The organism is Streptohalobacillus salinus (assembly GCF_003201605.1).
Taxonomy (GTDB): Bacteria; Bacillota; Bacilli; order Bacillales; family Amphibacillaceae; genus Streptohalobacillus; species Streptohalobacillus salinus.
The window spans coordinates 127,109-145,223 of the sequence record NZ_QJJR01000002.1 but is presented as its reverse complement, the minus strand read 5'-3'; the positions used below and the strand labels follow the sequence as shown (position 1 = coordinate 145,223).

The 18,115-nt window shown below is 38.8% G+C and carries 18 protein-coding genes; 17 read left to right on the top strand and 1 reads right to left on the bottom strand.

Translation table 11 applies throughout. The features are described 5' to 3' along the window. Positions 1–42: 42 nt before the first annotated feature. Positions 43–732 (top strand): ribonuclease III, encoded by a 690-nt coding sequence (gene rnc, locus DES38_RS02145; RefSeq protein ID WP_110250439.1) that lies wholly within the window; start codon positions 43–45, stop codon positions 730–732. Positions 733–786: 54 nt separating this feature from the next. Here rnc and DES38_RS02140 read toward each other — a convergent pair whose 3' ends face one another. Continuing rightward, entirely contained in the window at positions 787–1,011 is a 225-nt protein-coding gene (locus tag DES38_RS02140; protein WP_110250438.1) for a DUF1128 domain-containing protein, read from the bottom strand. Positions 1,012–1,129: 118 nt separating this feature from the next. Here DES38_RS02140 and smc point away from each other — a divergent pair, with 118 nt between their 5' ends. The 16 genes from smc to topA all read left to right on the top strand — a co-directional run bounded on the left by smc (position 1,130) and on the right by topA (position 17,979). Next, entirely contained in the window at positions 1,130–4,696 is a 3,567-nt protein-coding gene (gene smc / locus DES38_RS02135) for a chromosome segregation protein SMC (protein WP_110250437.1), read from the top strand. A 17-nt stretch (positions 4,697–4,713) separates the two neighbouring features. Continuing rightward, a complete protein-coding gene (ftsY, locus tag DES38_RS02130; protein ID WP_110250436.1) occupies positions 4,714–5,706 on the top strand; it encodes a signal recognition particle-docking protein FtsY in 993 nt (330 codons plus the stop codon). Between the two features lie 76 nt (positions 5,707–5,782). Next, the gene (locus DES38_RS02125; protein WP_110250612.1) at positions 5,783–6,109 is read left to right on the top strand and encodes a putative DNA-binding protein; all 327 of its coding nucleotides are present in this window, start codon (positions 5,783–5,785) and stop codon (positions 6,107–6,109) included. 12 nt (positions 6,110–6,121) lie between these two features. Next, the gene (gene ffh / locus DES38_RS02120) at positions 6,122–7,474 is read left to right on the top strand and encodes a signal recognition particle protein (protein ID WP_110250435.1); all 1,353 of its coding nucleotides are present in this window, start codon (positions 6,122–6,124) and stop codon (positions 7,472–7,474) included. 80 nt (positions 7,475–7,554) lie between these two features. Continuing rightward, positions 7,555–7,827 (top strand): 30S ribosomal protein S16, encoded by a 273-nt coding sequence (gene rpsP / locus DES38_RS02115; RefSeq protein WP_110250434.1) that lies wholly within the window; start codon positions 7,555–7,557, stop codon positions 7,825–7,827. Between the two features lie 14 nt (positions 7,828–7,841). Then, complete coding sequence (locus DES38_RS02110) at positions 7,842–8,069, top strand: KH domain-containing protein (protein ID WP_110250433.1); 228 nt, start codon at positions 7,842–7,844, stop codon at positions 8,067–8,069. A gap of 201 nt (positions 8,070–8,270) precedes the next feature. Further along, positions 8,271–8,795 (top strand): ribosome maturation factor RimM, encoded by a 525-nt coding sequence (rimM, locus tag DES38_RS02105; protein WP_110250432.1) that lies wholly within the window; start codon positions 8,271–8,273, stop codon positions 8,793–8,795. After that, positions 8,785–9,513, top strand: a complete 729-nt coding sequence (trmD, locus tag DES38_RS02100; RefSeq protein ID WP_110250431.1) for a tRNA (guanosine(37)-N1)-methyltransferase TrmD — start codon at positions 8,785–8,787, stop codon at positions 9,511–9,513. Before rimM ends, trmD begins: the two co-directional genes overlap by 11 nt. A gap of 130 nt (positions 9,514–9,643) precedes the next feature. Further along, positions 9,644–9,988 carry a 50S ribosomal protein L19 gene (rplS, locus tag DES38_RS02095; protein ID WP_110250430.1) on the top strand — a complete coding sequence of 115 codons (345 nt, stop codon included), beginning with the start codon at positions 9,644–9,646 and terminating at the stop codon, positions 9,986–9,988. A 145-nt stretch (positions 9,989–10,133) separates the two neighbouring features. Then, positions 10,134–10,673: a signal peptidase I gene (gene lepB / locus DES38_RS02090; RefSeq protein ID WP_170114308.1), complete on the top strand. Its 540-nt coding sequence runs from the start codon at positions 10,134–10,136 to the stop codon at positions 10,671–10,673. 12 nt (positions 10,674–10,685) lie between these two features. Continuing rightward, the gene (ylqF, locus tag DES38_RS02085; protein WP_110250428.1) at positions 10,686–11,555 is read left to right on the top strand and encodes a ribosome biogenesis GTPase YlqF; all 870 of its coding nucleotides are present in this window, start codon (positions 10,686–10,688) and stop codon (positions 11,553–11,555) included. 133 nt (positions 11,556–11,688) lie between these two features. Beyond that, the gene (locus DES38_RS02080; protein ID WP_110250427.1) at positions 11,689–12,453 is read left to right on the top strand and encodes a ribonuclease HII; all 765 of its coding nucleotides are present in this window, start codon (positions 11,689–11,691) and stop codon (positions 12,451–12,453) included. Positions 12,454–12,465: 12 nt separating this feature from the next. Beyond that, positions 12,466–14,358 (top strand): hypothetical protein, encoded by a 1,893-nt coding sequence (locus DES38_RS02075; protein WP_110250426.1) that lies wholly within the window; start codon positions 12,466–12,468, stop codon positions 14,356–14,358. Next, positions 14,355–14,633, top strand: a complete 279-nt coding sequence (locus tag DES38_RS02070) for an EscU/YscU/HrcU family type III secretion system export apparatus switch protein (RefSeq protein WP_110250425.1) — start codon at positions 14,355–14,357, stop codon at positions 14,631–14,633. The genes DES38_RS02075 and DES38_RS02070 overlap by 4 nt, the downstream gene beginning before the upstream one ends. Positions 14,634–14,866: 233 nt before the next feature. Beyond that, complete coding sequence (dprA, locus tag DES38_RS02065; protein WP_110250424.1) at positions 14,867–15,793, top strand: DNA-processing protein DprA; 927 nt, start codon at positions 14,867–14,869, stop codon at positions 15,791–15,793. Between the two features lie 107 nt (positions 15,794–15,900). Next, positions 15,901–17,979 (top strand): type I DNA topoisomerase, encoded by a 2,079-nt coding sequence (gene topA / locus DES38_RS02060; RefSeq protein WP_110250423.1) that lies wholly within the window; start codon positions 15,901–15,903, stop codon positions 17,977–17,979. The last annotated feature ends 136 nt before the right edge of the window (positions 17,980–18,115 follow it).

Here is an 18,115-nt window from a genome sequence, read left to right as displayed (position 1 = left end):
ATAATATATAAAGGGAATAACTGAAAAGGAGGTGGATAAAAAATGAAATTTGATAGTTTGCAAAAAGAATTGAATATCTTCTTTACCGATCAAAGGATTTTAGAACAAGCCTTTACGCACTCATCTTATGTCAATGAGCATAAAAATCGAATTCAACAAGATAATGAGCGGTTGGAATTCCTTGGTGATGCAGTACTAGAATTAGGTATTTCGCAGTACTTATATCGAACGTATCCGAACAAAGCGGAAGGTGAATTGACTAAGTTACGTGCGTCCATTGTTTGCGAACCAGCACTAGTGAAATTTGCTAAAGACTTACATTTTGATCAATATGTTCTTTTAGGTAAGGGTGAAGAACGAACAGGTGGACGACAACGTCCCGCCTTGCTAGCCGATGTTTTTGAAGCGTTTATCGGTGCATTGTATCTTGATCAAGGTTTTGAAGTTGTGGTTTCGTTTTTAAAACAGCATGTCTATCCCAAAGTAAAAGAAGGGGCATTCTCTCATGCACTTGACTATAAGAGTCAGTTGCAAGAGTTGATTCAACAAAATAAACATGCTGAAATTGAATACGAAATTGTTGCTGAGCACGGCCCAGCTCACGATCGTGAATTTGTCGCTCACGTCAAGATAAATCAAGAAGTTACTGGAAAAGGCCATGGGAGAACGAAGAAAGAAGCCGAACAACGCGCGGCAAAGAAAGCGCTCGATAAACACAAAGTCAATTCTTAAAAATAAACGTTGGCTCGTCGTTATGATTTACTCATAATAGCGAGCCAACGCTTATTAAGCTTTACGACATTTTTTTAATGTATCGACAAATGCTTCGGTCTCAGAAACGGATAGATGCTGCTGTCGCATGCAGTAATCGTAGAGCATTTTCAATTCTTCATATTGATTTAAATCATAATCTTCGGGATTAAGTAAACCCTCATTAACAATGTTTACTTTTTTAGCTAATCCATTTAATACATATTCGAGATTTGCTTGAGTTGGTTGTGATAAGTCCAATTGATTGTCCCTCCTCCAATTATTTAATCCTTTAGTCTAGCATGGATACTATGATAAGATAAATCCTGCTAAAAAGAAACCATTGTAAGACAGAATATAACTGAAACAGGTGAGCGCTATGTACTTAAAACGACTAGAATCAGTTGGTTTTAAATCTTTTGCAGAAAAAATATCGGTTGATTTTGTTCCAGGGGTTACCGCAGTGGTAGGTCCAAACGGAAGCGGGAAAAGTAATGTCACGGATGCGATTCGTTGGGTATTAGGTGAACAATCAGCAAAATCATTGCGCGGAACGAAGATGGAAGATATCATTTTTCAAGGAAGTGATACACGCAAAGCATTAAACATGGCTGAAGTAACTTTGACGCTCAATAATGAAAGTCAATCGTTACCGCTTGACTATAAGGAAATCAGTGTGACACGACGTGTGTATCGGTCGGGAGACAGTGAATTTTATATTAATAAAGAATCATGTCGATTAAAAGATATTGTTGATCTGTTCCTAGATTCTGGCCTCGGTCGAGAAGCTTTCTCAATCATTAGTCAAGGGAAAGTTGAAGAAATTTTAAGTTCTAAGGCAGAAGAACGCCGTAGTATTTTTGAAGAAGCAGCAGGTGTTTTGAAATATAAAAACCGCAAGAAAAAAGCAGAGTTCAAGTTGATTGAAACGGAAGATAACTTGCACCGCGTCGAAGATATTTTGAATGAAATTGAAACACAACGTGAACCTTTAGCTGAACAGGCATCGATAGCTAAAGACTATTTGGCGAAGAAAAAAGAATTGAAAGAGACGGAATTGAAACTGTTACGCACAGATATCGCGAACATGCATGAAGATTGGAAAGAAATGAGTCAAACGTTAGCGACATTAAAAGATAAGCGTACGGCTTTTTCGATTAGCTTAGGTAAAGAAGAAACCGAAATTGACAACACGCAGTCTGAAATGGAAAGCGCTGAACAAACGGTACAGTCACTGCAACAAGACTTATTGCGAATCACTGAATTGATTGAAAAAAAGACCGGTGAAAAAAATGTTTGGCTTGAACGTAAGAAATACACGCGTGAGAATAAAGATAAAGTTGAACACGAACGTAATCAGTTAAAAACCACTTTAGCCAAATTACGGACAGAGGTGGAACGAGAAACGAAAAAAACAGATCAATTAGCTGAGGAACGAGAAGGCATTAAACAGCAATTAAAGGAAAAAGAAAAACAGGCATCGTTAACCACAAGTGACCTCGATCGATCGATCGAAAACAGTAAAAGCGACTACATTGATTTGTTGAACGATGTCGCACGCTTGAAACATACGATGCAATCATCAACAGATCAATTAAAGCAACTGAATGAACGTTCAATTGCAAACAAAACGCAAGTTCATGAACAGGAAGCAAGACAACTAACGCTTCGCGATGAAGTTGAGCAATTGCAAGTCTCCTTTAAACAAGAAGAGAGCGTTAAAACTGAGCTGAACTCAGCGTACGAAGCTTTAAAGCATGATCATGAAATGCTTCGTACGACCTTGACGGATATGTATCAAAAGCAACAAGAAGCCAACCGGACAATCGATAAACTTGAATCGCGTAAGGATGTCTTAACGGAGATGAAAGATAGTTTTCAAGGTTTTTTCCAAGGAGTAAAAGCTGTTTTAGCAGCCCGTGACAAAAAAGAAGTAGCAGGGGTGATCGGAGCGGTCATTGAGTTAATTGACATTCCGAAAGCGTACATGACAGCTATAGAAACCGCTATTGGCGGGCAAGCTCAACACGTTATTGTTGAGACAGAAAAAGCAGCCCGTGAAGCAATTGCGTTTTTGAAAACAGCAAATGCAGGGCGAGCGACATTTTATCCGCTTGAATCCATCCGTGGTCGTGCAGTTGCTCCATCTTATTTAACAAAACTCACACAACAAACAGGGTTTGTTGCCATTGCTGCTGAAGTCATCACCATTGATAAACGGTACCAGCATGTCCTCGACTATTTGTTGGGCCATACAATTATTGCGAAATCTTTAGCGGATGCTAACGCAATTGCGCGACTTGTTGATCGAAAATACCGTGTTGTCACTTTAGAAGGTGACATAGTCAACCCTGGCGGTTCAATGACCGGTGGTGCGCAGAAGAAAAATGGCTCTTCATTATTTTCTAGAGATCAAGAGTTACAAACGTTAACTGAAAAGTTATCCGCATACCATACGCGCTTGAATAGTTTCTTGAGCGACATTTCCGAAAAAGAAGATGAACAAAAAAAGGTTGAGGGAAAATTAGCAACATGTGAAGAAAAAGTAAATCAACACACGCAACAGTTGCGTCAAGTTGAACAAGCCTATCATGAAAAGGCATTAACCTTAAAACATCAGCAACAACAGTTGAAGAATGAGCAGCAAACGCTAAATCATCTTGATCAAGACAAAGAGGCGATCACGAAACAGTTAACTGAAGCAAAAAGAGACTTAGCTACCCGTGAAGCTGAAATTGAACAGGTGAAAGAGAAGATTGCAGGTCTGGAGGATCAGCGTAAGAATCACCAAACAATCAGTGAAAAAAATAAAGACGCCATCAATCAATTGAAAATTCAACAAGCGACGCTCGAAAAATCATATGCCTACCAAGTTGAAAAGCGTGATGATCTAAAACGGTCTGAAGCGAATTACCTCGCCGAACAAAAAGAAAATGAAGCCTTGTATCAGACGCTTATCGATGATGAAGAAAAAGCCGTTTCTGAGACATTGCTTTCAGAAGAAATTGCATCTTTAACTGCAGAAAAGACAGATGTGTTAAAAGACATTCAATCAAAACGTGAATATCGACTTCAACTACAAACCTTATTGCAAGAAAAAGAAGATGCCTATAAATTAAATCGCAATAAACAACAGGCGCTCATCGAGCAAATAAGCATGCAGGAAGTGAAAACGAACCGTTTAGATGTTGAACTAGAGAATCAACTGAATTACTTGCAAGAGACCTATGAAACAAGCTTTGAACGTTTAAAACAATCTACAGCTGAGATTGAAGACACCGAAACAGCAAAAAAACGAGTGAAATTAATCAAAAAGGGCATTGAAGAGCTCGGCATAATTAATCTCGGTGCAATCGATGAATTTGAACGAATTAATGAACGGTTTACCTTTTTAACAACCCAACGGGATGATTTGAATGAAGCAAAAGCAACCCTATATGCAGTTATAAATGAAATGGACAAAGAAATGGAAAAACGGTTCCGTTCGACGTTTATGGCAATTAAAGGAGAATTTGAAGAAGTGTTCCGGCAACTGTTTGGTGGTGGTCACGCGGCGCTAGAACTAACCGACCCCACTGACTTATTAAAAACAGGTGTTGAAATCAAAGCACAACCTCCAGGGAAAAAGGCGCAGCAATTGGCGTTACTTTCTGGTGGTGAACGAGCCCTCACAGCGATTGCTTTATTATTTAGTATTTTGAGAGTGCGACCCGTGCCGTTTTGTGTATTGGATGAGGTAGAAGCTGCGCTGGATGAAGCGAATGTTGATCGGTTTAGCCGTTATTTAAAAGATTATAGCCAAGAAACACAATTCATCGTAATCACGCACCGTAAAGGCACGATGGAAGGCGCAGATGTTTTATATGGAGTAACGATGCAAGAATCGGGTGTTTCACGGTTTGTTTCTGTTAAATTAGCTGAAACAGAAGCATTGCTAGAATCATAGTAGAAAGAGGGATAATGATGAGTTTTTTTAAAAAATTAAAAGATACCTTTGCGCAATCAAAGGAAAGTGAAGAAATATCAGATAAGTATAAAGAAGGATTATCAAAAACGCGCGCATCGTTTTCAACGAAGCTAAATGACCTCGTTGCACGTTACCGTAAAGTTGATGAGGATTTTTTTGAGGATTTAGAAGAAATTCTAATTAGTGCTGACGTCGGTGTTAATACGGTGATGACACTCGTAGAAGAATTAGAGATGGAAGCCAAACGTCAAAATATCAAAGATGCCCGCGATCTAAAAGAAGTGATTTCAGAAAAACTGGTAGCTATTTATGCAGGAGAAGACTTTGGTAAACAAGTCCCGCTTAATTTACAAGAAAACGATTTAAGTGTTATTTTATTTGTAGGTGTGAATGGTGTAGGGAAAACAACATCAATTGGTAAGTTAGCTTACCAACTCTCACAAGAAGGGAAAAAAGTTTTGCTTGTGGCTGGAGATACCTTTCGTGCTGGCGCAATCCAACAACTTTCAGTTTGGGGAGAACGTGTAGGTGTTGATGTGATTAAGCAAAGTGAAGGCAGTGATCCGGCGGCGGTCATGTTTGACGGTATTAAAGCAGCTAAGTCTCGCGGTGCTGACGTGCTTTTATGTGATACGGCAGGTCGCTTACAAAACAAAGTGAATTTAATGAATGAATTAACGAAAGTAAAACGAGTCATTGAACGTGAAATACCTGGCGCACCTCATGACGTGCTATTAGTACTAGATGCGACGACTGGTCAAAATGCGCTGATTCAAGCAAAAACCTTTGCCGAAGCAACAGATGTAACGGGGATTGTCTTAACAAAGCTTGATGGTACCGCTAAAGGCGGAATTGTGTTGGCAATTCGTAAAGAATTAAATATTCCTGTGAAATACGTTGGACTCGGTGAAAAAATGACCGATCTTGAACCGTTTAATCCGGAAGCATTTGTTTATGGTCTGTTTTCTGATATGTTAACAGAGGAGTAACGCTTGACGCAGAAGCAATAATCCTCTAATATTCATTACGTAAAGGTTTCATACTTAACAAGGAGTGGTTATAATGATGCTTGAAAAAACAACACGCGTGAATTTCTTATTTGATTTTTATCAAGCACTACTCACACCGAAACAACGAAATTATATGGAACTTTATTATCTAGAAGATTACTCACTCGGTGAGATTTCCGAAACTTTTTCGGTATCACGTCAAGCTGTTTATGATAACATCACTCGGACCGAGAAATTGTTGGAATCTTACGAAGATAAATTAAAACTCTATGAGCGATTTCAAAAGCGGCAAGCATTGACCGATCAAGCAATTGAACGGGCCGAGCTACACGATGATCAGATGCTATTAGATCAAATAACACGATTAAAAGAATTAGATTAGGAGGGTTTCCTAATGGCCTTTGAAGGTTTAGCAGACCGTCTACAAAGTACGATTAAAAAAATGACGGGTAAAGGGAAAGTAACAGAACAAGATGTAAAAGAAATGGCTCGGGAAGTTCGTCTTGCCTTACTTGAGGCGGATGTAAACTTTAAAGTTGTCAAAGACTTTGTCAAGAAAATTAAAGAACGTGCTGTTGGTGCCGAGGTAATAGATAGTTTAACGCCTGGCCAACAAGTTATTAAAATTGTTAAAGAAGAATTGACCGCGTTGATGGGTGGCGAACAAAGTAAAATCGCCGTTAGTGAGCGACCACCAACAGTCATTATGATGGTTGGTTTACAAGGTGCTGGTAAAACAACGACCTCTGGTAAGCTTGCTAATTTATTGCGTAAAAAACACAACCGCAAACCGTTACTTGTTGCCTGTGACGTCTACCGACCTGCAGCGATTGATCAACTAGAAACAGTTGGAAAACAGTTGGGTATTCCTGTATTTAGTCAAGGAACAGAAGCGAATCCCGTTGATATTGCTAATGAAGCGATTCAGCATGCGAAAGATGAACATCTGGATTATGTCATTATTGATACTGCTGGACGGTTGCATATTGATGAAAACCTTATGAATGAACTGACAACGATTAAGAATAATGTTTCACCCGATGAAATCTTCTTAGTTGTCGACGCGATGACCGGTCAAGATGCGGTGAATGTTGCTGAAACATTTGATGGTGTCTTAGATGTTTCGGGTGTTGTCTTAACTAAATTAGATGGTGATACACGTGGGGGGGCAGCCCTTTCTATTCGCGCTGTTACTAACAAGCCAATTAAATTTGTCGGTATGGGTGAAAAGCTTGACGAACTCGAAGCATTCCATCCCGAACGCATGGCATCTCGCATCCTGGGAATGGGTGACGTTTTAACATTAATAGAAAAAGCACAAGACAATGTTGATGAGAAAAAAGCGAAAGAACTTGAAGAAAAAATGCGCTCGCAGACGTTTACCTTTGATGACTTTTTAGAACAAATGGACCAAGTGAAAAGCATGGGTCCGCTTGATGAAATTCTTGGGATGTTACCGGGAGCAAGTAAGATGAAGGGTCTTAAAAATGTTCAAATTGATGAAAAACAATTGGTCCACGTTGAGGCTATTATTCAGTCAATGACGAAGAAAGAACGTAAAGACCCGAGCCTAATGAATGCTGGGCGTAAGAAGCGAATTGCAAAAGGGTCTGGCCGCCCAGTTTCGGAAGTTAATCGCTTGTTGAAACAGTTTGAAGAAATGAAGAAAATGATGAAACAAATGTCAGGCATGCAGAGCGGTAAAAAAGGAAAAAGAAAAAAAGGTATGAATTTACCGTTCATGTAATGTAAAAACACTTTACAGACTTTAAAAAGTCTGATACAATCTAGACTTGTGAAAAACATTTTTAATGGAGGTGCGAAATTATGGCAGTAAAAATTCGTTTAAAACGTATGGGATCTAAACGTAACCCGTTTTACCGTGTAGTTGTTGCAGATGCGCGTGCGCCACGTGACGGACGTATCATCGAACAAATCGGCACATACAATCCGGTAGTATCACCGGTTGAAGTGAAATTAGATGAAGAAAAAGCATTGAACTGGATGGCTAATGGTGCAAAACCATCAGACACTGTTCGCAACTTATTCTCTAATGAAGGCATCATGAAGAAATTCCACGATTCAAAAAACCAAAAATAAGGTAGTGAGATGAAATGGAAGCTCTGATTACATCAATCGTTAAACCGCTTGTAGAACATCCAGATGATGTCAGCATTGATGTTAAAGAAGAAGCAAGTAAAATTGTTTATCATTTAACAGTCAATCAAGCTGATGTTGGTAAGGTGATCGGTAAGAATGGACGAATTGCGAAATCAATTCGTACGATTGTTTATGCGGCAGGAACGGATACTAAAAAACGTATTTATCTTGACATTATGTAAAACAGGGGAAGGGTATCCTTTCCCTGTTTTCTGCATGTAATGAACTAAATGCTTGGTCTAAAACTGGATATCAGTGGAACAGAGCAATGGCCCTAACTGTTATTATAATAGGTGTCTATTTATTCTTTCCCATGAGTAGGATTGGGTTATTGATGAGAAAGAATAAAAAAATTAAGAGACTTTGAAAAAGAGGTGAAGTAAATGCATGAATTTTTTAACGTTGGGAAAATCGTTAATACACACGGCATTAAAGGTGAAGTTAAAGTAGTACGTATCACGGATTTTGAAGATCGCTTTAAAAAAGGGCAAACGCTTTTTTTGTTTTTAAAAGGTAAGGAAGAACCACTGACGTTGACAATAAATAATCATCGGGTTCACAAAGGGTTTGATATGTTGCAATTCGAAGGGTTCACAAATATTAATGAAGTGGAACATTTTAAAGAGGGTATTCTTAAAATAACGGCGGACAAACAAGCACCATTAGATCAGCATGAATTTTACTATCATGAAATTTTAGGCTGCATAGTTAAGACGACTGATGGAGAAGAACTTGGAAAAATCGAAGAAATTTTGGCGCCTGGTGCAAACGATGTTTGGGTAATTAAAAATAAAGGAAAAAAAGACATTCTAATTCCTTATATTGAAGATGTTGTTAAAGATGTAGATGTTGAGAACAAAATAGTGACGATAGAATTATTAGAAGGATTGTTACCGGATGAAAATTGATATCCTAACGTTATTTCCTGATATGTTTACGGGTGTGCTTAATCAATCGATTATGAAAAAAGCTCAAGAACAAAATATCTTTTCATACGAGGCCATTGATTTTAGAAAGTACACGGAGAGTAAACACCTGAAGGTTGATGACTATCCTTATGGTGGTGGAGCGGGAATGGTGTTAATGCCACAACCGATTTTTTCTGCTGTGGATGCGATAGAAAAATCAGCTGAGCGCCCCCCGCGAATTATTTTAATGTGTCCTCAAGGTGAACGTTACACCCAGAAGAAAGCGGAAGAGTTTGCTCAAGAAGAGCATTTGATATTTATTTGTGGTCACTATGAAGGCTACGATGAACGTATTCGACAACACCTTGTGACAGATGAAATTTCGATTGGTGACTTTGTCTTGACTGGTGGTGAGCTAGGTGCAATGGTTGTGATTGATAGTGTCGTTAGACTTTTACCGGATAGTCTTGGAAACGAGGACTCGGCAAAAGAAGATTCATTTTCAACCGGTCTTCTTGAGCATCCACACTATACCCGTCCAGCGACATTTAAAGGCTACGATGTGCCCGAAGTTTTGCGGTCGGGGCATCATGGCAAAATCGAGGAATGGCGTAAGAAGATGTCGCTAAAACGCACACAAGAACGTCGCCCGGATCTTCTTGAAGCTTATCCGCTGACAGATCAAGAAAAACAATGGTTGAAAGACGATAATATTTAAAACAGACTTGAACAACATCGATAACTATGGTATATTAGCATATGGACTTGAGTGAAAACTCAAACTAAAACGGTGTTCCGCTTTAAGAACTTTTCTTTTATGAACATTAGTGAAGAAGGAGTGTATACACATGCAACAATTAATTGCAGACATTACAAAAGATCAATTACGTACAGATCACCCAACATTCAAACCAGGTGATACGGTTAAAGTACACGTGAAAGTTGTCGAAGGCACACGTGAACGTATTCAGCTATTTGAAGGTGTTGTCATCAAGCGTCAAAATGGCGGCATTAGCGAAACATTTACTGTTCGTAAAATTTCTTACGGTGTTGGTGTTGAGCGTACGTTCCCAGTACATTCACCACGCGTAGATAAGATCGAAGTTAGTCGTCGTGGACGCGTACGTCGTGCAAAACTTTATTACTTACGTAATTTACGTGGTAAAGCTGCACGTATTAAAGAAATTCGATAATCAAACAGTAAAAAGGAGCTTGATTCGTCAAGCTCCTTTTTTAATGTAAAAATATAGAGATACAACGTTAAATCCAATACATCGTATAGTGGTTATGATAAACTAGGGATATACTACAGAGAGAACCTGAATGTGGGGGCAAAACATGAACAAAAGAGCTTGGCTTAATCAATTAGCACTTGTTACATTGGCATTAGTTATCGTGTTAGGTATTCGACAATTTGTTTTGACACCGATTGAAATTGATGGGAAATCGATGGAACCTACGTTTTATAATGGAGAAAAGTTGATGATGGAACAGGTAAGTTATTGGTTTAATGAACCACGTCGGTTTGATGTCATTGTTTTTGAAGCAAGCAAATCTAAGGATTATATCAAGCGGGTGATCGGGTTACCGGGTGAGGACATTTATTATCAGGATAATAACTTATATATCAACGGTGAACAAGAAGATGAACCGTTTTTAACAGTCACCGGAAAAGGTCATGCCAAAACGGACGATTTTATACTTGAAGACATTGATGACAAAAATTCACAGATTCCTGATGATCATTATTTAGTACTTGGAGATAACCGTAATAATTCGCAAGATAGTCGTACGATTGGTTTAATTCATAAAGAACAAATCAAGGGACGAGCCTTTATCAGGTATTGGCCATTGAAGAAGATAAGCATGATTAATTAGGGGGTTTGTGATATGGCAATACAGTGGTTTCCTGGACATATGGCAAAAGCTAGACGTGAAGTACAAGAAAAACTTAAACTGGTTGATTTTGTGATTGAATTGGTGGATGCGCGTGCGCCACTCGCATCTGAGAATCCGATGTTGCATCAAATTTTAAATCAAAAACCAAAAATGAAAGTTTTAATGAAAAAAGATTTAGCTGATCCAAAACAAACACAGGCATGGATCGATTATTATCAGACGAAAGGCATTAAAGCGATCGCAGTAAATGTGGAAAGACGAGAAGATATTAAGGCTGTCGTTGATTTAGCAAAAGAAATGGCCCATGAGAAATTAGAGCGGATGCGTAAAAAAGGTATTCGTCCGCGCCCAAGTCGAGCAATGATTATTGGGATTCCAAATGTGGGGAAATCGACCCTTATTAATCGTTTAGCGAAAAAGAAAATTGCTAAAACGGGTGATCGACCAGGGATTACGACAAGTCAACAATGGATTAAAGTCAAAAAAGATTTCGAATTATTAGATACACCAGGAATTCTTTGGCCGAAATTTGAAGATGAAATCATTGGTTACCGCTTAGCAGCAATTGGTACGATTAAAGATCAAATATTGTCGATCCAAGATATTGTTGTCTACTTGTTACGTTATTTACAGGCGCGATATCTTCACTTGTTAGTTGAGCGCTATCAAATTGATGCGAGAGATTATGAAGTAGTAGAATTATTTGAACATATTGGGGCGCTTAGGGGTGCATTGCAACCTGGTGGAGATGTTGACTATACAAAAACAGCAGAATTAATTATTCGAGATTTTAGAAGTGGTAAACTAGGCTTAATCACATTAGAAACACCGGAAGATCATCGCGTAATTGAAGATGCGTAATGTATAATAGCAAGAGAAGTCGTATCTTTTCGTTTAAAAGATACGACTTCTTTCTATCTAATCAACAATTAGAATTTATCATTTATCGAGAATGCCGATATAATTAATAAGCGCGATAGGAGAGATGATCAGATTGGAAAAACAATCGATTCAAGCAATAAAACAAGCGATTGAGGCAGGTGTCTCAAATCAAGCATTAGATGCACTGAGAAAGGATGAAAGAAAAGGCGTACAAACATTAATTAGACGCTATGATAAAGAAGTTGCTAGGAAAAAACAATTACATGCTGACCACGAGCGCCGATTAACCTATGAACGGGCTGCTTACGGAAAGGGTGCTCAATTAATCGCTGGTGTCGATGAAGTCGGCCGCGGACCACTCGCCGGTCCAGTGGTAGCAAGTGCGGTTATCTTACCGAAGGATGTTTTTTTACCTGGATTAAGAGACTCGAAGCAATTATCATTTGCCCAGCGTGAACAGTTTTATCATGTCATTCAAGACCAAGCACTAGCAATTGGTATTGGTGTCGTTGAGGCTGCGCGTATTGATGAGATAAATATCTTAAATGCATCAATTGAAGCGATGAAACGAGCCATAGATGATTTATCGGAATCCCCGGATTATTTATTGGTTGATGCTGTCTCGCTTCATTATAAAAATATTGCCGAAGATGCCATCATTAAAGGTGATGATCATAGTGTATCAATCGCAGCTGCGAGTGTTATCGCTAAAGTAACACGTGATCGTATGATGCAATCCTTCCATGAAACCTATCCCTATTATGGCTTTGCAAAAAATCAAGGGTATGGGACAAAAGAACACTTAGAAGGCTTAGCAAGCCATGGCCCGTCACCGATTCATCGTTTTTCATTTCAACCTGTGAAAAATGCAACATAAGGAGTTGTCATTATGCCATCAGTTTTTAATCAGCTTCAATCAAAAGTGCACACACAATCAATGTCTAAAAGTGAACATGGCTTGTCGTTAAAAGAAGGTCAGCTCATCCAAGGTAAAATTGTTAAGTTACACCCAGAACAACTCGCAACGATTCAGATGGGTGGCAAGCAAGTGACGGCTAAAATGGAAGCACCAGCTGAACGGGATCAGTCGTTTATCTTTGAAGTTACTTCTTCTGGTGATGTACCGAAGCTAAGAATTGTTCAAGAACAACCCCTTCATGAATCATCAAAAGCGCTAGAGGGTTTACTTAAACAATTAGGGGTGCCAAGTAACAAGGATACACAAGCAATTTTACAACGGATTCTTAGAGAAAGCATCCCGGTTCAACCAAGTCAACTTTCAGAAGCAGTTCAACTCATGAGTGTTGCCCCATCAGGGGAAAAATCAGATGCAATTGTAACAATTTTAAAGAACGGCTGGCCCCTTACAAATACACTCGTTGATACGCTTCTGACGGATAGTGGTCAAACAGAGAAAGTTGCAGACGGGCTCATCAAGCAATTGGTGTCACAAGGTGAGATTAAAAGTAACCAATCATTAATCAATCGTCTAAACCAATTAGTCGCGATGCATGCATCAGAACAAACGCCAGAGATGACGGCGTTAAATCAAAAAAGCACCGATGATATTCAATTACTTAAGGGTTTACAACAGATGATTGAACAAAAGTCAGGTGCACCGGTACAAGATGGCACCCGCTTGGTTGAAGAAACAAAACAGCTATTGCGGCAACAGTTAGGGCTTACAGAAAAACAACAATTGAGCTTGGAGCGATTCTTGAATAGTTCTGAACAGCCGCTCAAAAAAGCAGACGTTGTTAACTTCTTCCGGACAGCGACTCAGCAATCCACGAGAGTCTTTGAGACACTTCCTGCGGAAGGAAAACAATTAATCAACCAGTTAGCCCAAGGTAACGATCAAAGGTTTGAACAGTTACAGGCAATTTTAAAACCGTTCCAACAACAAATAAATGCTCAGGAAGTAGCGCCATCAAATCGGCAAATGCAACAATTGGCACAATTACTGCAACAAGATTCAGTTTTGATGCAAAAGATTTCACATCAATTATCAGCAACGCGTCAAACAGCCTTTGAACAATTTGTAGCCACTCCCTCACAAGCAACATTTGCTCAGGTTCAACCTGACTTATCAGCCATTAGTGCGGCTCAATTATCTCAACATGAACAATCACTAGTTAGTCACGTTATGAAAAATATGCAATGGGTTGACCAATTGGCTGTTAAAGATCAATTCCTTTTGCAACTGAAAGATACCTTACTGAACACAGGGCTTGATTATGAGTTTCAGTTGATGCAGAAACATCAATCAGAAGTGCAACCGCTCAAACAACTGCTCTTGGATTTACTAACGACCCAATCTGGGAAATTTCCCCAAGCGGAAGAACTCGTACAAATTATTAGTAAACAACAGCTAACAATGGTCAACCAGAATGAACATTTTATCCATTATTCTATGGAAGTGCCCGTGCACTTAGAGAATCAAGAAGAGGTACGACTTGATTTTTATGGTCAAAAAAATCAAGATGAAGCGATTGATCCTAACTACTGTCGGATTGCTTTCTATTTGCAATTAAGTGGATTGGGCGATACAGTGATTGACATGACCGTGCAAAATCGTCATGTACAACTGACTGTGGTTAATGACCATGATTTGACCGGTTTACTCGCTCCTTTGAAAACGTCATTGAAAGAAGGCTTACAGGCCCTTGATTATCAACTGGGATCAGTCCGGTATAAGCCTTATCAACATTATGAGAAAACCATGGAAAAACAACCACTAAATGCCACATTTGAGCAGAAAGGGTGGGATTTTAAGGCATGACAAAAAAGTATAACCCAAAGTCCGCCATTGCGCTGAAGTATGATCAAGAAAAACATCAAGCCCCAATGGTGACAGCAAAGGGGAAAGGTTATGTAGCGGAAGAAATTATCAAACGAGCAAAAGATGCCAATGTACCAATCCAAGAAGACCAAAGTTTGATCGAAATGTTAGCCAATATTAATGTAAACGATAAAATTCCTGAAGAGTTATATCAAGCAGTTGCGGAGGTATTTGCTTTTATATACCGCGTCGACCAACAAATCAAGCAAAAATAAATCACCGTGCAATCATCACGTTAGTTGAGGATTGCACGGTATTAATTTTTAAAAACAAAATAAAATAAACATAACAAAGAATAAGGTGTTTTCTCTATGTTTCTGCAAATGAACCAAAAAGGCAACTGATCAACCCGAAAGCAAACGAATTCATGGTGTATTTGAAAATAAAAAGCACTAGACAATTCTCCTGACTTTTTTTACCCTTTTATTAAAAGAAAGGGGTGTTAGTCATGCTAACTGAGCGCGACTTACTTATTTATCTATATGAAGATCATTTATTGAATCGTCACCAGCTCCATCAACTTATTAACGAAACAAAAAAATTTACGTTTGATGACTTTATGTCACCACCGGCTTGGTTAAGTCGAATGATACCCTGTAAACAATTGAACACGATAAAAGAAGCTTTAAGAAACCAAAAACGTCTTCACGCATTTTTAACAACAGCACGTCCGTATAAAACATGGACGTATCTTGATGATGATTATCCGCCAGTTTTCCGAACGATACCAGATCCACCTGTGATTCTGTATGGGAAAGGCGATGCGATGCTAATTCATCACCCCTCACGCTTAAGTGTCATTGGCACGCGTGAACCATCAGCTTCAGCTAAATCGATTGTCTATTATTTATTGAAACCGCTTATCAATCAAGACTTTATTCTTGTTTCTGGTTTAGCAAAAGGGATAGATAGTTATGTCCATCGTCTAGCTAGCTACTATGGCGGCAAAACAATAGCAATTATCGCAGGTGGTTTTAGTCATCCCTACCCGAAAGAAAACCTTCAATTGTTTCATCACCTCGGAGAAAAACACTTAATAATTTCAGAATATCCCATCAATGAACCCATCAAGAAATATATGTTCCCAGAGCGGAACCGATTGATAAGCGGGCTGAGTTTTGCTACATTGATAATTGAAGCAAAACAAAAAAGCGGCACGATGATTACAGCTGATCAAGCTTTAGAACAAGGTCGGATTGTGATGGCAGTACCTGGTTCAATCCTAGATATTCATACAGAAGGGTGTCATACCCTATTACAATCAGGCGCAAAGTTGGTACGAAATACCTATGATATTGTTGAGGAATGGGACGCCGAAGCCTTAAATTGGGCGGAAATTGCAACAAAATCAAGTGATTTTCGAAAAAAATCTTAACGTTTTTTCAACAATAATTTGACAAATGCCTAAAATGTATTTAATAATAGTGAAGATTTATTCGATAAATTTATAATTTTAAAATGAAACCTCTTGGAGGGAAGTTTATGGCAGATTATTTAGTAATAGTAGAATCACCTGCAAAAGCAAAGACTATTGAACGTTACTTGGGAAAGAAATATAAAGTAAAGGCATCGATGGGTCACGTACGTGATCTCCCCAAAAGTCAAATGGGCATCGACTATGATAATAATTTTGAACCACGCTACATTACCATTCGAGGTAAAGGTCCTGTACTAAAGGATTTAAAATCAGCAGCTAAAAAAGTTAAGAAAGTTTATCTCGCGGCTGACCCGGACCGTGAAGGGGAAGCAATAGCATGGCACCTGGCCCATGCGTTGAACATCGATGAAACTTCTGAATGTCGTGTCGTCTTTAATGAGATTACAAAAGATGCAGTCAAAGATGCATTTAAACAACCACGAAATATCAATATGAATCTTGTCGATGCGCAACAAGGTCGACGAATTTTAGATCGACTTGTGGGTTATAACATAAGTCCTTTACTATGGAAGAAAGTCAAAAAAGGCTTGAGTGCAGGACGGGTACAATCTGTTGCGGTTAAGATGATTATCGATCGTGAACGAGAAATTGAGGCATTTACACCTGAAGAATATTGGTCTATCGATGGTCTCTTTAAAAAAGATAAAGAGAGTTTTGAAGGGTCATTTTACCGGATAAACAATGAAAAGGTAAAACTAACAACAAAAGCTGACGTTGATAAGGTATTGAAACGTTTAGAAAATGATGAGTTTTATATTGAATCTGTAAAGAAAAAGGAACGTAAAAGAAATCCATCATTACCGTTTACGACGTCGTCACTACAACAAGAGGCGGCCCGTAAATTGAATTTTAGAGCACGTAAAACAATGATGGTAGCTCAACAGTTATATGAGGGTATTGATTTAGGGAAAAAAGACGGGGGCATCAATGGTCTTATCACCTATATGCGTACGGATTCAACGCGGTTATCTAATACTGCCCAAGAAGAAGGGCAGAGCTATATTAAAGCAACGTACGGTGAAGAATATTTGGGTTCACCTCGTAAAACGAAAACGAACGAAAAGGCTCAAGATGCCCATGAGGCGATTCGACCGACAAGTGCATATCGTGATCCTGCAAAATTAAAAAGCGTTTTGTCAAGGGATCAGTACCGTTTATACAAATTAATTTGGGATCGTTTTACTGCGAGTTTAATGGCGCCAGCAGTGCTTGATACAATGACGGTACAGATGATACAAAATGGCGTTCAATTTAGAGCGAACGGTTCTAAAATCAAGTTTAAAGGATTTATGAAAGTATATATTGAAGGTAACGATGACAATACAAAAGAAGAAGATAAATTGTTACCGGACTTAGAAGAAGGCATGACGGTAAAATCAGCAAAGATTGAGCCGAATCAGCACTTCACCCAACCACCACCGAGATATACGGAGGCGCGATTGGTCAAAACGATGGAAGAAAAAGGAATCGGCCGTCCATCAACTTATGCGCCAACACTTGATACCATCCAGCGAAGAGGTTATGTAACGTTGGATAATAAGCGATTTGTGCCGACCGAACTTGGAGAAATTGTGATTGAGCTTGTTAAAGAATTCTTCCCTGAAGTCATCAACATCGATTTCACTGTCCAAATGGAAAGTGATTTAGATAAGATAGAAGAAGGTGAAGTTGAATGGGTTAAAATCATTGATGATTTCTTTAGTGGTTTTAAAAAGCGGTTGGACTATGCAGAAGCTGAGATGGAAAAAGTGGAGATTAAGGATGAACCGGCGGGAGAGACTTGTGAGAAATGCGGACATGAGATGGTTTATAAGATGGGCCGTTATGGTAAGTTCATGGCGTGTTCCAACTTTCCAGAATGCCGCAACACAAAGGCAATCTTAAAAGAAATTGGTGTCGATTGTCCGAAGTGTAAAGAAGGACAAATTGTTGAGCGAAAATCGAAAAAGAAACGAACCTTCTATGGTTGCGATCGTTACCCAGAGTGCGATTTCTTATCTTGGGATAAGCCAATCTCACGTCCATGTCCTAAATGTAATGAAATGCTCGTTGAGAAAAAATCTAAAAAAGGAACACAAATACAATGTTCTTCTTGTGACTATAAAGAAGAACCGCAAAAATAAGCTGATGCATGGTGCAATTTTGTACCATGCTTCTTTTTGTGCATGGATAATCGTTGAGTAAGTGAACACTTTCACTCTTTTAAGGATAGTTATTGACATTCATTTGAAATCAGTTTATAATTTCCGTTTGGTAAGT